At 63.8% G+C, this 13,659-nt stretch carries 16 protein-coding genes; 9 read left to right on the top strand and 7 right to left on the bottom strand.

What is annotated here, in order from left to right:
- Positions 1 to 5 precede the first annotated feature (5 nt).
- Entirely contained in the window at positions 6 to 1,196 is a 1,191-nt protein-coding gene (locus AC0L2K_RS06625) for a M24 family metallopeptidase (protein WP_473530924.1), read from the bottom strand.
- A 216-nt stretch (positions 1,197 to 1,412) separates the two neighbouring features.
- Between AC0L2K_RS06625 and ehuB the strand changes: the two genes are divergently transcribed.
- Genes ehuB through AC0L2K_RS06600 form a run of 5 tightly spaced genes read left to right on the top strand, consistent with a single transcriptional unit; the run spans position 1,413 to position 5,227 of the window.
- A complete protein-coding gene (gene ehuB / locus AC0L2K_RS06620; RefSeq protein ID WP_023800462.1) occupies positions 1,413 to 2,282 on the top strand; it encodes an ectoine/hydroxyectoine ABC transporter substrate-binding protein EhuB in 870 nt (289 codons plus the stop codon).
- 56 nt (positions 2,283 to 2,338) lie between these two features.
- Complete coding sequence (gene ehuC / locus AC0L2K_RS06615; protein WP_091597301.1) at positions 2,339 to 3,067, top strand: ectoine/hydroxyectoine ABC transporter permease subunit EhuC; 729 nt, start codon at positions 2,339 to 2,341, stop codon at positions 3,065 to 3,067.
- A complete protein-coding gene (ehuD, locus tag AC0L2K_RS06610) occupies positions 3,064 to 3,723 on the top strand; it encodes an ectoine/hydroxyectoine ABC transporter permease subunit EhuD (RefSeq protein ID WP_023800464.1) in 660 nt (219 codons plus the stop codon). Before ehuC ends, ehuD begins: the two co-directional genes overlap by 4 nt.
- A complete protein-coding gene (gene ehuA / locus AC0L2K_RS06605) occupies positions 3,720 to 4,499 on the top strand; it encodes an ectoine/hydroxyectoine ABC transporter ATP-binding protein EhuA (RefSeq protein WP_027152502.1) in 780 nt (259 codons plus the stop codon). The genes ehuD and ehuA overlap by 4 nt, the downstream gene beginning before the upstream one ends.
- The gene (locus tag AC0L2K_RS06600) at positions 4,496 to 5,227 is read left to right on the top strand and encodes a GntR family transcriptional regulator (RefSeq protein ID WP_128179680.1); all 732 of its coding nucleotides are present in this window, start codon (positions 4,496 to 4,498) and stop codon (positions 5,225 to 5,227) included. Before ehuA ends, AC0L2K_RS06600 begins: the two co-directional genes overlap by 4 nt.
- Before the next feature lie 28 nt (positions 5,228 to 5,255).
- On the opposite strand, the gene AC0L2K_RS06595 is transcribed toward AC0L2K_RS06600, so the two are convergent.
- Positions 5,256 to 5,552, bottom strand: a complete 297-nt coding sequence (locus AC0L2K_RS06595) for a hypothetical protein (RefSeq protein WP_473530923.1) — start codon at positions 5,550 to 5,552, stop codon at positions 5,256 to 5,258.
- Between the two features lie 102 nt (positions 5,553 to 5,654).
- Here AC0L2K_RS06595 and AC0L2K_RS06590 point away from each other — a divergent pair, with 102 nt between their 5' ends.
- Entirely contained in the window at positions 5,655 to 6,875 is a 1,221-nt protein-coding gene (locus AC0L2K_RS06590; protein WP_473530922.1) for a helix-turn-helix domain-containing protein, read from the top strand.
- Between the two features lie 9 nt (positions 6,876 to 6,884).
- Entirely contained in the window at positions 6,885 to 7,553 is a 669-nt protein-coding gene (locus tag AC0L2K_RS06585; RefSeq protein ID WP_473530921.1) for a Vgb family protein, read from the top strand.
- 60 nt (positions 7,554 to 7,613) lie between these two features.
- On the opposite strand, the gene AC0L2K_RS06580 is transcribed toward AC0L2K_RS06585, so the two are convergent.
- The 3 genes from AC0L2K_RS06580 to AC0L2K_RS06570 are packed head-to-tail and all read right to left on the bottom strand — an operon-like array spanning position 7,614 to position 9,502.
- Positions 7,614 to 8,102 (bottom strand): MaoC/PaaZ C-terminal domain-containing protein, encoded by a 489-nt coding sequence (locus AC0L2K_RS06580; protein ID WP_473530920.1) that lies wholly within the window; start codon positions 8,100 to 8,102, stop codon positions 7,614 to 7,616.
- Between the two features lies 1 nt (position 8,103).
- Positions 8,104 to 9,180, bottom strand: coding sequence for a Gfo/Idh/MocA family protein (locus tag AC0L2K_RS06575; RefSeq protein ID WP_473530919.1), 1,077 nt, complete (start codon positions 9,178 to 9,180; stop codon positions 8,104 to 8,106).
- Entirely contained in the window at positions 9,173 to 9,502 is a 330-nt protein-coding gene (locus AC0L2K_RS06570) for an L-rhamnose mutarotase (protein WP_091597514.1), read from the bottom strand. Before AC0L2K_RS06570 ends, AC0L2K_RS06575 begins: the two co-directional genes overlap by 8 nt.
- A gap of 150 nt (positions 9,503 to 9,652) precedes the next feature.
- On the opposite strand from AC0L2K_RS06570, the gene AC0L2K_RS06565 reads away from it, so the two are divergent.
- Both AC0L2K_RS06565 and AC0L2K_RS06560 read left to right on the top strand, forming a co-directional pair.
- Positions 9,653 to 10,444, top strand: coding sequence for an IclR family transcriptional regulator (locus tag AC0L2K_RS06565; RefSeq protein ID WP_473530918.1), 792 nt, complete (start codon positions 9,653 to 9,655; stop codon positions 10,442 to 10,444).
- Between the two features lie 51 nt (positions 10,445 to 10,495).
- Positions 10,496 to 11,332, top strand: a complete 837-nt coding sequence (locus AC0L2K_RS06560) for an amidohydrolase family protein (protein WP_473530917.1) — start codon at positions 10,496 to 10,498, stop codon at positions 11,330 to 11,332.
- A gap of 19 nt (positions 11,333 to 11,351) precedes the next feature.
- Here the strand turns inward: AC0L2K_RS06560 and AC0L2K_RS06555 are convergent, their stop codons facing one another.
- Both AC0L2K_RS06555 and AC0L2K_RS06550 read right to left on the bottom strand, forming a co-directional pair.
- Positions 11,352 to 12,476: an ABC transporter substrate-binding protein gene (locus AC0L2K_RS06555; RefSeq protein ID WP_473530978.1), complete on the bottom strand. Its 1,125-nt coding sequence runs from the start codon at positions 12,474 to 12,476 to the stop codon at positions 11,352 to 11,354.
- Between the two features lie 20 nt (positions 12,477 to 12,496).
- Positions 12,497 to 13,657 (bottom strand): CaiB/BaiF CoA transferase family protein, encoded by a 1,161-nt coding sequence (locus AC0L2K_RS06550; RefSeq protein WP_473530916.1) that lies wholly within the window; start codon positions 13,655 to 13,657, stop codon positions 12,497 to 12,499.
- Positions 13,658 to 13,659 lie beyond the last annotated feature (2 nt).

Here is a 13,659-nt window from a genome sequence, read left to right as displayed (position 1 = left end):
CATGCTCAGTCGATGACGATGAGTTCGCGCGCCAGGTCGCAGAGGCGTTCGCCCCCGCGATCCGTGACGACGAAGGATTCCGAGATGGCGATGCCGAAATCGTCGAGCCAAACGCCGGCCATGAAATGGAAGCACATCCCGGACTGCATCTCGGTGGTGTCGCCGGGACGAAGACTTGCGGTGCGTTCGCCCCAATCGGGCGGGTAGGCGAGCCCGACCGGATAGCCGACGCGGCTCTCCTTCTTCAGCCCGTTCTTCCTCAACACTGCCTGCCAGGCGGCTTCCACCTCTTCGGCGGTGTAGCCGGGGCGCGCCTTCTCAAGGCCGGCGTCGACGCCCTCGACAATCGCCTCGGCCATGTCGACGAGGGCTTGCGGCGGCTTGCCGAAATGCACGGTCCGCGTCAGCGCCGCATGATAGCGCCGCCGCACCCCGGCGATCTCCAGAATGGCGAGGCCGTTGTCCGGCAGCGGCGCGTCGGACCAGGTCAGATGCGGCGTGCTGGTGCCCTCGCCGACGGGCATCAGCGGACAGATCGAGGCATAGTCGCCGCCCGCTCCGGGCACGCCCATGATCTGTGCCTGATAGATTTCCGCAATGACATGGTTCTGCGGCACGCCGGGCCGCATTTTTTCGATGCCGCGTTTCATGGCGTGCGTGCAGATCGCACCGGCCTCGCGGATCAGCGCCAGCTCGGCTTCGGATTTGACCAGCCGCGCCCAGTTGACGAGATCGTGGTTGTTGGCGAAGTGCGCGTCAGGCAGCCCGCTGACGAGATGGGCATGGCAGCGCGCGGTGTAATAATGCGCGTCCATCTCGACGCCGATGCGGGCGTTTCCCCAGCCACGCGACCGGATCAGCTGGGCGAGTTCGTCATAGGGGTGTTCGACAGGCTGCTGCACCAGCCGTTCCGAGAACGGCACGATGTTCTTCTCCGGCAGGCCGGTGGTCAGGCGTGCGCTCCTGGCGTCCTGCGCCCTGCCGAACCAGATCGGCCGGTCTTCCCTGAGATGGACGAGCACGCATTGCGGAACATAGAACGACCATCCGTCATAGCCGGTCAGCCAGCACATATTAGCTGGGTCCTGACAGATGATGAGGTCGAAGCCGGCCTTCTCCATGCGTGACTTCACGCCGGCCAGGCGCTGCGCATACTCCGCTTGCGTGAAAGTCCCGAAACCGCTCGCGCTCGCCACCGAAATCCCACCTGCCAGTACGCTGGTTTTTTCTTAAATTGTGCACAACTGGCAATAATGTGTGGTCCGATTACGAATTATTACCAGATTTCTGTAGTTTTTATATCTTAGCTTGCACAATGTCTAGGGCAGTTGTATACGTCTTGATAGGTAGGTGTCGACCTCGAAGAAGGCCGCGCCCGGGAATATCAGTCAGTTGTTCAATGGGAGAAAAGCATGTTCAAATCATCGATATCGCGCCGGATGGTCGTGAAAGCCGCCGCCTGCCTCGCGCTTGCCGCGACATCATTCACGGCGCTGCCCGCTTATGCGGAAACCACCCTCGAACAGGCCAAGAAGGACGGCTATATCCGCGTCGGCTTTGCCAACGAGGCGCCGTTCGGTTACGCCACGCCTGACGGCAAGCTGACCGGCGAAGCGCCGGAAGTTGCCAAGGCGGTGCTCGCCAAGATGGGGATCGCGCAGGTTGACGGCGTGCTGACCGAATTCGGCTCGCTTATCCCAGGTCTCAAGGCCGGCCGCTTCGATATCATCGCCGCCGGCATGTTCATCAATCCGAAGCGCTGTGCCGAGATCAATTTCTCCGAGCCGTCCTACGGCATCGGTCAGGCGATGCTGGTGGCAAAAGGCAATCCAAAGGGCGTGAAGGACTTTTCCAGCATCAAGGAAAACCCGGATCTCAAGCTCGCCGTGATGGCCGGCGCCGTCGAGGGCGGCTATGCCAAGGACGCTGGTGTCGCCGCAGGGCAGATCGTTGCCTTGCCCGACCAGTCCAGTCTGGTCGCCGCCGTCCAGTCGGGCCGTGCCGACGCTGCCGCACTAACCGCTCTTTCGATCGCCGACATGGCCAAGAAGGCCGACGGCGTCGAATCGACCAAGCCGTTCGGCGAGGTTGCCGGCAAGTCGGTGAAAGGCCATGGCGGCTTCGGCTTCCGCAAGGAAGATACCGATCTACAGGAGGCGTTCAACGCCGAGCTGAAGACGTTCCTCGGTTCGCCGGAGCACATCGCGCTGGTCGAGCCGCTCGGCTTCGGCAAGGACTACCTCCCCAACAAGACCACCGCGGAGCTTTGCGCGGGCAAATAGGTTCCCAACTGCTGGCGGCGCGAAAGCGCCGCCCCTTTTTTCCTGGGGGAATCCGCATGGGAATCCGTACGCTCGTTGCCATGCTGGTCGTCGCGCTTGTCGTGATCGGTGCCTTGGCAACACAGGAATCTTACAAAGTGTTTATGCCGGGGCTGCTGCAAGGCGCGGTCCTGACGATCGAGATCGCTATCCTCGGCAGCCTGCTGGCAATTGTCATGGGCGTGCTGGCGGCGCTGGCAAGGATGTATGGCCCGGCGCCGCTCAAATGGCTGGCCACGGTCTATGTCGAGATCTTCCGCGGCACCTCGGCGCTGGTGCAATTGTTTTGGCTGTTTTTCGTGCTGCCGCAATTCGGTGTCACGCTCAACGCATTCCTGGTTGCTGTCCTGGCGCTCGGCCTGAACGTCGGTGCTTACGGATCAGAAGTCGTGCGCGGCGCGATCCAGTCCGTCGCCCGCGGACAGTGGGAGGCATCTACCGCATTGAACATGAGCCGCCCCCAGATGCTGCGCCGGATCATCCTGCCGCAGGCTTTCGTCGCCATGATCCCGCCTTGGGGCAATCTGTTCATCGAGCTTTTGAAATCGACAGCGCTGGTCTCGCTGATCACGCTCTCGGACCTCGCCTTCAAGGCGCAGCAAATGAACCAGAACACGTTCAAGACCATTCCGATCTTCACCCTCGTCCTGCTGATGTACCTGGCAATGTCGCTGGTTGTGACCATCGGCATGCGGCTGCTCGAAAGGCGGGCTTCGCTCGGATTGGCGCGGGGGAAGGCAGCATGATCTGGGACTGGGCATTTGCTTTTGAAATCCTGCCGGTGCTCGCCAGCGCTGCCATCGTTTCCATCGAGGCGACGCTGATCGGGTTTGCGCTTGCCGCCTCGCTTGGCCTGGTGCTGGCGGTCGTCCGCATCGCCGTGCCGTGGACCGGCTGGACGATTTCGGTGCTGGTCGAACTGATCCGGTCGACCCCGTTGCTGATCCAGATATTCTTTCTCTACTTCGTCTTTCCGAAATTCGGTGTCGTGCTCGACGCCTTCACCGCCGGGGTGCTTGCCATCGGCATCCACTACGCTGCCTATTGTTCGGAGGTCTATCGAGCCGGTTTCGACAACATCCATCGCGGCCAGTGGGAAGCCTCGGTCGCCCTCAATCTGTCAGCCTGGACGACGTTCCGCGACATCATCATTCCGCAGGCGATCCCGCCGATCGTTCCGGCGCTCGGCAACTATCTGGTTGCCTTGTTCAAGGAGACGCCATTGCTTTCCGCAATCGCCGTGCTGGAGCTGATGCAGACCGCCAAGATCATCGGCTCCGAAACCTTCCGCTACACTGAGCCGATGACGCTGGTCGGCCTGTTCTTCCTTGCCATGAGCCTGGTTTCTGCCGCGCTCATTCGCTCCCTCGAAGGCTTGCTCAACCGGAGGACCATGCGATGACGGAACAACCGATGGTCCGCTTCGACAATGTTTCGAAACGCTACGGCGCGCTGACCGTTCTCGACGGGCTCAATCTGGACATAGCACGCGGCGAGAAGGTCTCGATCATCGGGCCGTCCGGCTCCGGCAAGACCACGGTGCTGCGCATGCTGATGACGCTGGAGACGATCAATGACGGCGTCATCTGGGTCGAAGGCGAGCCGCTCACCCACATGGAGAGGAACGGCAAGCTTGTTCCCGCCGATCTCGCGCACATCCGCAAGATCCGCGCCAAGATCGGCATGGTGTTCCAGTCGTTCAACCTATTCCCGCACATGACGGCGATGCAGAACTGCATCGAGGCGCCGATAACCGTGCTCGGCATGAAGCGGGCCGATGCCGAGGCGCGTGCGGCCGAGCTGCTCGACATGGTCGGCCTGTCGGAGAAGAAGGACCACTATCCCTCGCAGCTTTCCGGCGGCCAGCAGCAGCGTGTCGCCATCGCCCGCGCTTGCGCCATGCGGCCCAAGATCATGCTGTTCGACGAGGTGACCTCGGCACTCGACCCCGAACTCGTCGGCGAGGTGCTTGAAGTCATCCGAAAACTCGGCAGGGAACATGACCTCACCATGCTAATGGTCACCCACCAGATGGGATTTGCCAAGGAATTCTCCGATCGCGTTTGCTTTTTCCATGCCGGCAAGATCTGCGAGCAGGGGCCGCCAAACGAGTTGTTCGGCGCCCCCAAGAACGAGCGGACGCGGCAGTTCCTGCACGCTGTCCTGGAGGCTGGATGACGCTTGAGACGACTGCCACGCCCCTGGCCGTGACCGCCGCACCGCCGCGCCCGCTCTCGGCGCGGGAGCGGTTCGAGCGTATCTACCGGATACTGCGCGACCGCATCTGCCTGCTCGACTATGCGCCCGGCAGCCATCTCTCCGAGGAAGAGCTTGCCCAGGAATTCCAGATCAGCCGCACGCCGGTTCGCCGTGTCCTGGCGCGCCTCGAATCCGAGGGTCTGGTTCAGTCCGTCCATGGCGTCGGCACGATCGTCACCGATGTCGACATCGAGGAATTGCAGCAGGTCTATCACTTGCGCCTGGAGCTGGCGCTCCTCGTCGGCAAGCTTTCACCGATCCCGCGCACGGCGGACGACCTCGACCGGATAAGGGCACTCATCGCGCGCTGCGATTCCGATGTGCTCAATCCCGACCAGCGCGCTTTCCTGCGCCTCAACATGGATTTTTTCTACGAGCTCACCGCGATGACCGGCAACCAGCCGCTGCGCGAGATCAGCGAGCGCCTGTATTTTCAGGTCGCGCGCGTCGTCCTGAAGATGATGCCGCAGTTGGGCCTGGTCGAGGAGTTCACTGCGTTCCGCCGCGAAATGGAAGAGGTGCTTGCCGCCGCCGAGATTGGCGACTGGGAGTCGATCGGGCACATCAGGCGAGCCCATATCTCGATGAGCTTTCGCCGCATGATGCGTCATGCAGGCGAGGTCAACCTATCCGGCGGAACTCTGTAATTCACGTTTGACCTGGCGCACGCCCGGGTCACGACCGGTGGGCACCGATTCGTCGGCCGGCGACCAGCTTCAGCCAGGGCGCAAAATGGAAGGCGCTCATCAGCAAGTACATCATCGGCATTTCGTTCAGCGGCGACGCATCTTGCGCCGCGCAGATCATGTCGGCATCACCGGTAACGGCCGTCAGCAGCGCCATGATTGCGAAGGTGGGCGCGGCCGCCAGCGATAGCCAGTCGGCCGCGCCACGGGCGGCGACAGAGTCGGTTGGGAAATCGGCAGATCCGCTGCCTTCGGGCGGCATCTTCTGGTCGGGGTGGAGTGTCATCGAGATGTCATCCCTTTTCGACACGGCGCGCTGGCTGTTGGTGCTGAGATAGATTAGGAGCGGACATCGAAAGGTGAGAGTGACAAGTGTGACGGGATTCCGATGGACTCGCTGATCACCGCTGCGGCGCGCGCCCTTGCGACGGGTGATCCTCTTGGCGCTTTGAAGCGGGTCGCCCTGCGTGAGGATGCGCCCGCGCTTGCGCTGCGCGGCATCGCGATGGCGCAGCTCGGCGATCTCGTCCGAGCAAAGGCTCTTCTCAAAAGTGCTGCGCGCGCCTTCGGTCCGAGAGAGGCGGTGGCACGCGCGAGGTGCGTCGTCGCCGAAGCCGAGATCGCGCTCGTCTCGCGCGACCTCGGCTGGCCGGCGAAGGCACTCGACGCCGCGCGGTCGACGCTTGAAAAACACGGCGACCACGTCAATGCCGCGCATGCGCGCAATCTCGAAGCGCGGCGCCTGCTCCTGATCGGACGCCTCGATGAGGCGGAGGGCAGGCTGGCTGGCTTCGACCCGACAACGCTCCCACCCGCGTCGAGGGCCGCCCACGAGCTGGTGATTGCGGGGATCGCGATACGCCGCCTCCGCACCAAGGCGGCGCGCGCTGCGCTCGGGCGGGCCGCGCACGCGGCGGGCCAGGCGGACATTCCAGCGCTGACGGCCGAGGTTGAAGGCGCATCCCTGGTGATGAACACGCCCGCGGCGCGCCTGATCGCGCGCGGGGTTGAGCGCCCGCTCCTGCTCGAGGAGGTCGAAGCGCTGCTGGCGTCGGGGGCACTCGTCGTCGACGCCTGCCGCAATATCGTGCGGGACGCCGGCATGATCGTCTCGCTGGCGACGCGCCCGGTCCTGTTCGCGCTTGCGCGAGCGCTGGGCGAAGCCTGGCCCGCAGACGTGCCGCGGAGCACGCTCGTCGCATGCGCCTTCGGCGGCAAGCACGCCGATGAATCGCATCGCGCCCGGTTGCGGGTCGAAGTCGGTCGGCTTCGGGTGGAGTTGCGGTCACTGGCGGATGTGAGCGCGACCAAGCGAGGCTTTGCGCTTAAGCCGCGCCGCCCACGCGATGTCGTGGTGCTGGCGCCGCCCGCCGACGAGCCGCATGCAGCGGTGCTCGCCTTCCTCGCCGACGGCGAGTCGTGGTCGAGCTCGGCGCTCGCAATTGCGCTCGGAGCCAGCTCGCGCACCGTGCAGCGCTCGCTCGAGCAGCTTGCGGCAGCAGGCAAGGTGCAGTCGTTCGGCCGCGGGCGAGCGCGTCGTTGGATGACCCCGCCCGTGCCGGGATTCCCGACAATCTTGTTACTCCCCGGCTCGCTGTCGGGCTACTAGGATAGAAGCATGAAACGATCTGCAGCCGAAGTCCTCCGCGAATATGGACCCTTTCCGGATGTCGACCAGGTGGCTGGGGTTACGTTCGACGGTCAGCACGTCTGGTTTGCGTCAGGAGACAGACTGAACGCCCTGGACCCTGCGAGCGGCAAGGTGGTGCGCGCGATCGATGTCGCCGCGCACGCAGGAACGGCCTTCGACGGCCAGCACCTGTTCCAGATCGCCGAAGATCGCATTCAGAAGATCGATCCCAACACTGGCCGCGTGCTCGCCACGATTCCGGCGCCAGGTGGCGGCGGCGACTCCGGACTTGCCTGGGCCGAAGGCTCGCTTTGGGTGGGGCAGAATCGCGGTCGCAAAATCCATCAGATCGATCCCCAGACAGGGGCAGTACTTCGCACGATCGATTCCAACCGTATCGTCACAGGGGTCACCTGGATCGACGGCGAACTCTGGCACGGCACCTGGGAAGGTGACGAGAGCGACGTCAGGCGGATAGATCCTGAAACCGGAAAGGTCCTGGAGAAGCTTGATATGCCGCCTGGAACAGGCGTGTCGGGGCTCGAGTCCGATGGTGGCGATCAGTTCTTCTGCGGCGGTGGAAACAGCGGCAAGGTGAGGGCCATCCGCCGACCCAGGCGAGGCTCCGAAACCCCGGTCGACCCGACGGGCAAGTAACCGAAGCGGCCCTCGCGGGCGCGCTTTCCGCTTTGACGAACCGTCCGCCGGGAGCGGTCATCAATGCGGCGGACCGAATCCGCTGGAGCCCTTAAGCGCTGTTGGCTTGTCGCGACGCGCGACGATGTAGATGTGGTCGGCAGCCAGGACCACATCGCCATGCTGGTTGATCACCTCGCAGCGCTCGATGACGCGACCCGACTCTGGCCGCTTTGGGTCGTCTTGCTTGGCCGAGATGGTGGTGCGGGTCTTGATCGTATCGCCGATGAACACCGGCTTTATGAAGCGCAACCTGTCATAGCCATAGGAGAACGCGACCGGGTTGATGACGCTTGCCGTCAGTCCGACGCCGACCGAGAAGACCAGCGTGCCATGCGCGATGCGCTGGCCGAACGGCGTCGTCTTCATGAACTCGGCGTCCATGTGGTGGGGAAAGAAATCGCCGGTATGGCCGGCATGCACGACGAAGTCGGTCTCGGTGACGGTGCGTCCGCTGGTCATGCGCGACGAGCCGATCTGGTAATCCTCGAAATAGATCGTCTGCTCCATGTCAGGGCCTCGCCGCGATCGGTGTTGCCGGCGCCGCGCTCGATTGGTAGGCGGCCTCGACCAGCGCCATGGTGCTCCAGGCGTCCTCGACGGAACTGACAAGCTCGGCGTCTTCCTCGCAAGCGTAGCGCTGGACATTGGCCATGCGACCGACGAAGGCGTCCGGAAACCATTCGCCGACGAGTGGCACCGTGACCCAGCCGGAGCCGCCCTTCGGATAGATTTCAAGAATGTCAGGCTCGCCGCGCGGATAGTCGAGATTGAGGCCGAGTTTGAGATAGGCGGCGCCCTCGGTGCCGCAGATGCGGAACTCGCAGGCCTGGTGTTTTCGGCCAAATTTATGATCATGATTGATCGACAGCGCACAGCGCACTGTGTCGCCATAGTCGAGGATCGCGCTGGTGCGGGTTTGCGCAACCTTGTGACCGGGATGACCGAGCGTCCTGGCGTGAACGCCCCTGGGGTCGCCGAGCAATTGCCGGATCAGGTCGAGATAATGGATCGAGTGCATGGCGATCTCGACGCGCGGCGCCTTCAGCAGGAACTCCCAGAGCTGCCAGGGTGTCGCCAGCGCCAGCCAGGCGTCGAAGTCGACCACGTCGCCCAGCCAGCCCCTGGCGATCGCACCCTTCAGCGCCAGCATCATCGGCGCGAAGCGGAGCTGGAAATTCACCGCCGCCTTCAGCTTCTTGGCGCGGCAGATTTCGAGGATCTCGCTCGCCTCGGTGAGGTCGCTGCCCATCGGCTTCTGGATCAGCGCTACGGCGCCGTCGGGCAACGCCCTGAGCACGCCGGCATGATCAGCCGGCGGCGTCGCCAGGTCGAAGATGACGCCGTCGATTGACGTAGCCTCCTCGATCGACCGGTAAGCGGTGACGCCCCAGTTGGCCGCGAGTTTTTCCGCCTTGGCGTGGTCGGGATCAAAAAGCCCGTCGACCGGAAAGCCGGCTTTCCGATAGGCCGGGAAATGCGCGTCGCCGACGATCGAGCCGGCGCCGAAAATCACGATCGGCCGCGGCTTCGATGGCTTCGCCCAGGACTGGGAGAGCCAGGCTGGGTCGAAAACGCCATCAGTCATGATGGAAGACTTCGTCCATCGATGCCCACCATTCGCCCTCCTTGCGGGTCGGCAGCGGCTCCTGGCAAGGCATGCACAGCGCCCACCATTCCTGCGTCTTGGGATCGGCGGCCATCTTCGCCATGTCGGCGGCATAGTCGGTGCCGTGATACTCGAAAGTGCTGAACAAGAGGTGCTCCGGCTCCTTGAGGTAGATCGAATAGTTCCTGATGTTGCAGGCGGAAATCATCGCCAACACTTCAGGCCAGACGGCTGCGTGAAGCCGCACATATTCGGTGACCTTTTCCGGCTTGAGGCCGAGCACCATTGCCATCCGCTGCATGTCCGGCTCCTGTTTCACTATCGTCGTTATGAATGCCGCGATGCGTTGCGTTGCACCGGCGGTGATCTGCCCACTATTTACATACAAACAAATAATTTACACAATCACCAAGCCGATGGTCCTTTCGGATGCTGACCACGGGGAGTGACTATGGCGGAGGACGAGGACGATGACCGATATCGCGCGCCTGCGCTCGACAAAGGTCTCGACATCCTGGAGCTTCTGGCCGGCGTCGATGGCGGCCTGACGCAGGCGGAAATCGCGAAAAAGCTCGACCGCAGCCCCAACGAGTTCTACCGCATGCTGGATCGGCTGGTGCGGCGCGGCTACGTCACGCGGCCGGACGGCGACCGTTACTCGCTGACGCTCAAGCTGTTTGGCCTGGCGCATCTGCACGCGCCGGTGCGGCGGCTGGTTTCCTATGCGACGCCGCTGATGCGCGAGCTTGCCGAGGCCTCGCAGCAGGCAAACCAGCTTGTCGTCTTCGACCGCGGCTCCGCCGTGGTGATCGCCCAGCAGGAGGCGCCGGACTATTGGGGCATCTCGATTCGGGTCGGCGCGCATGTCAGCCTGTTCGACACCGGCTCCGGGCATGTGCTGCTGGCGTTCCGCTCGCCGGAAGAGCGGCGGATGATGATCTCCGAACATCTGCGCAGCGCCCACAAGCCGCCTCAATCGCCGGACTTCTTTGCCCGTCTCGACCAGATCCGGCAACGCGGCTATGAAATGATGGCATCGATGCAGACCGCCGGTGTATTCAACCTGTCGGCGCCTGTGCTTGGCTCGGACGGCAGGGCGATCGCCGCGCTGTCGATCCCTTACATAACCCTGATCAACGCGCCTAGGGCGCCCGACATTACGAGGACCATAGAACTGTTGCTGGCAGCGGCCGAAAACCTGTCGCAGCTGGCGGGAGCCGCTGCCAAGCAGGCGACTGATTGAACAATTTCTGCGTGAGATGTTTTTGAAACGGCGAAGGAGGAGCGCGCCATCATGATCTTCGATACCCATCTGCATCTGATCGACCAGTCGGCGTTGCGCTATCCTTGGCTCTCCGGCGTGCCGGCACTAAACCGCGATTTCCCCTACGACGAATATGCAGTCCAGGCTCGCCGCGCCGGCATAGAGGGCGCGTTGCACATGGAGGTCGATGTCGATCCAGCCGATATCGAGGCTGAGACCAGTCACGTAAAGGCGCTGTCACACCAGAAGGACAGCTTGCTGCGCGGGGCAATAGCCTCCTGCCGTCCGGAAGAGCCGGGCTTTGCCGCCTATCTCGAGCGCCAGCGCGCCGATCCTTTCGTCAGGGGTTTTCGCCGTGTGCTCCACGTCGTGCCGGACGAGCTTTCGGAAGGCGTGCTGTTTCGCGCAAACATCAAGCGGCTTGCCGGCACCAAACTGACATTCGACCTCGTCGTCCTGCCGCATCAGATCCCCAAGGCGATTGCGCTTGCCGACCTCGCGCCGGACGTGCAGTTCGTGCTCGACCATTGCGGCGTGCCCGACATCAAGGGCAACAGTGAGCATCCCTGGCGCGAGCATATGGCGGAGATTGCGCGGCGCCCGAACGTCGTCGGCAAAATTTCCGGTGTGGTCGCCTATGCGGACGCTGGATCCTGGGCTGTCGAAACGCTGCGTTCCTATGTCGAGCACACCATCGAATGCTTTGGCTGGGACCGCGTCGTGTGGGGCAGCGACTGGCCGGTCTGCACGCTTGGCGGCGGGCTTGCGACCTGGATTGCGGCGACGCATGCACTGCTCGGCGGTGCAAGCATCGATGAACGGCAAAAGCTGCTCTCCGCCAATGCGAAGCGGCTTTGGCGTTTGTGAGAAGTTAGCGAACTCTGCCTCATCTCAGCGCCGGGTGCCGGAGACTCTTCACAAACAGGCGATTGAGATCGGCGACGACGCGGCCGGCATCGTGCCTTTCGGTCAGGCCGAGATTGATACGATCGGAGGCCGCCTGCTGGAAGGCCATGTAGCCATCGTGGCGTGGCCTGACCCAGGCCCTCTCGAGCGTGGCGCGGGAGTCCTTGTAGAAATTGCCGGCGGCTGCGTTGACGGCGGCATCGTCCCAGGCTGCGGCATGGCCGGGCTGGCCGCCGGCCGACGCATAGGGGCCGCGCTGCACCTCGCCGCTGGCGATCCAGTAGGCAAAGTCGATGGCCTCTTGCGTGGCCTTCGAAAAGGCCGACACGGCAATGCCGGTTCCGCCGAGCGCCGACCCGACTACACCGGCGTCGCCGGCAGGCGGAATGTCGGCGAAGGCAAGGCGGCTGCTGCGGAATCCGGCGATGGCATAGGAGACATAGCCGTAGATCAGCGGCGCGCAAGCGATCCGCGTGCCGGAACTGGCCATTTCCTCCAGGACGTCGATCGGGTCCATGCCGAGGCAGGCCGGATCGACGAGAGCCGCGATCTCGCGCATCATCTCGAAAACGCGGCCGCCGATGTCAGGGTTTATGTGGTCGCCAGGCTCTTCGACGGCGGGCCTGCCGAGATTGCCGGCAAGCGTGTAGAACACCATCAGCGAATGCGGCGGCCTGAGCGGCAGCAACACGCGGCCTTGCCGCGCCAGGTCGAGCATCTCGGCCCAGTTCGCCGGCGCGGCGGAAAGCATGTCCGGCCGCCACGCCTGCACCTGGCTGGCCGTGTCGATCGGAAACGCCCACTGCCGGCCTTGCCAGTTGTAGCTAGGATACGACTGGCCGACGCTGCCTGCCGCCAGTGCCGCGCGTTCCTCTTCACGCCCCACAACGTCGAGCGGGGCCAGACAAGTCTCGGCGGTGATCTGGCCGACATGCGGATGATCGATGACGATCAAATCGTAGGCACGGGCCAGGTCCTCGACCGCAAACGATTCGAAATCCTGCAGCGAGCGCTTGTCCCATTCGATGGTGACGCCGGTCTGCCGCTTCCACAGTCCCGAACAGGCGACCATCGGGTCGTAGCCGCGCGGATGGCTCCAGGTCATGCCTTTGAGCGTCACGTCGCTCACAGCCCGAACTCCTCGCGGATCTTTGCGCTGTGCTCGCCGATGCGCGGCGCCGCCCGCTCGACCTTGGCGCGGACGCCATCGACCCGCAGCGGCGAACGCGTGGTGAGGATCGAGACGTCGTCCTCGCGCGTCACTGTCTGCAGCATGTCGAGCACCTGAAAACCTTCGCTGGCCATCATTTCCGGCCAGGTCAGCACCTTGGCGCACCAGATGTCGGCGGGCTCGAGGTTGGCAAGCCATTCGTCGACGGTTTTCGTCGCGATTTTTTGCGCAATGATCGCCTTGATCTCGTCGCGGGCGGTGAACCAGGTCGACGGCTGATCGCGATAGGGCGCAAGCTGTTCGAGCTCCAAAAGGTCGGCCAGCTTCGGGATCGGCGTCATGGCGATCGCCAGATAGCCGTCCTTGGCCGGATAGACGCCGTAAGGCGCCGACAGATAGGCATGGGCGCTGCGGAAGGCCGATCGCCGCGGCAGGCGGCGTCCGTCATTGAGATGCGTGGTCAGCACCTCGAACTGAAAATCAACCAGCGCTTCGAGCAGGCTGGTCTCGACATGGCTGCCGGTGCCGGTCACGCCGCGCCGCACCAGCGCGGCAAGGATGCCTTGCGCGGCGGCAGCGCCGGCCAGCATGTCGGCAATCGCCAGGCCGAACGGCACCGGTCCCTGGTCCTCGTCGCCGTTCAGCCACATCACGCCGGAACGCGCCTGCGCCAGCAGGTCCTGCCCGGGCCGCTTGACCCAGGGGCCTTCCTCGCCATAGCCGCTGATCGAGGCATAGACCAGGCGCGGATTGATCTTGCGCACCGCCTCGTAGTCGAGACCCAGGCGCTCGATGACGCCGGGGCGGAAATTCTGGATCAGCACGTCGGCCTTGGCCAGCAGGCCGCGCAGCGACGCCAGATCGGCCGCGTCCTTGAGGTCTATGGCAAAGCTTTCCTTGGCCCGGTTGATGGCGTGGAAGATGGTGGAATCGCCGCCGATCTCGGTGTCGCTGAGATAGAGCCGGCGCGACAGGTCACCGCCATCCGGTCGCTCGATCTTGATGACGCGGGCTCCGAGGTCGAGCAGCCGCAGCGAGCAGTAGGGCCCTGACAGGAACTGGCTCATGTCGACGACGACGAGCCCGGTCAGCGGCAATTCGGCAATGGCAGCCATCG

Source organism: Mesorhizobium sp. WSM4817 (assembly GCF_055811135.1).
The sequence above is the reverse complement of the archived record's forward strand: the minus strand, read 5'-3'. Positions and strand labels throughout refer to the sequence as shown.